The organism is Oleiphilus sp. HI0043, assembly GCF_001634935.1.
Genome location: NZ_LWEY01000239.1, coordinates 1 through 827 on the forward strand (window position 1 = coordinate 1; position 827 = coordinate 827).

The following is an 827-nucleotide window of genomic DNA, read 5'->3' on the forward strand; positions in this document are numbered from 1 at the left end:
TGAAGACATAAAACGCATTGCAAGCACAATAATTGCGATAGAAATGCCGACAAGAAGAATTGTGAAAGGAAGCCTATTTACCATAGCTTAGAGCCCATGCTGAGAAGTCTTAAGATCAAAATCTAAACGAATCGTTTTCCCCTGAAACTCAAAGTTGACAACTAAGCGCCATACCATCTCAGCATCGACCGTACATATTGGAATCATTCCACTTAATAAAAATTCGTTAGCCAACTCAGCTTTGGAGGATAAGAAGTGTTGCCCCATATCCATATCTCGCCCTTCAACCCAAGCAACAAGGTTTGAGAGTTCTGCTCCAGCATTGTTCATTGTATGTAACTTCAACTGGAAACGTTCTAGGGCTTTAATTTCACTAGGACTTACTTGAAGTCTAAGCTCCAAGTCATTGAATAGGTGCAAACGACAGTCATCGGCACTAATATCGCAATCGGAACTAAAATTATAATCAGGCTTTTGGTGCTCGTTGGGTGCACTTTTGTCATACAAGGCAAAAAGAATTAGGCCTAAAAAAACAAGACAAACAAGCAGCGCACCCGTCACATAATCTTTCAGCTTAGCCACCCGGGGCTCCCGCAGTCGAAGAGCTATCTAAGCTACCCTCTGTCGACGCGGCTCTGTCATTTTCGAACCTTCTCAAAATCTGTTCAATTGCAACCAGTTCATCATTAATCTTTAACTTGTCATGCTTAGAGGCAAAACTAAACTCAACACCGTAATTAAATCGGCTATGGTGCTTTTCTTTATATCGAACAAGCCCTTTAAGCAAAGTCAACTCAACTTCTACATCCTCTTTTAACAACTTTAGG

Annotated in this window: 2 protein-coding genes; both read right to left on the reverse strand. The window is 41.0% G+C overall.

Features of this window, described 5'->3' with window-relative positions; genetic code table 11:
• Positions 1-87: 87 nt before the first annotated feature.
• On the reverse strand, positions 88-582 hold the full coding sequence (locus A3729_RS03730) for a hypothetical protein (protein ID WP_068633199.1): 495 nt from the start codon (positions 580-582) through the stop codon (positions 88-90).
• The coding region (locus A3729_RS32150) for a hypothetical protein (protein ID WP_197475533.1) at positions 575-827 on the reverse strand (253 nt) is incomplete at its 5' end. The genes A3729_RS32150 and A3729_RS03730, both read right to left, overlap by 8 nt.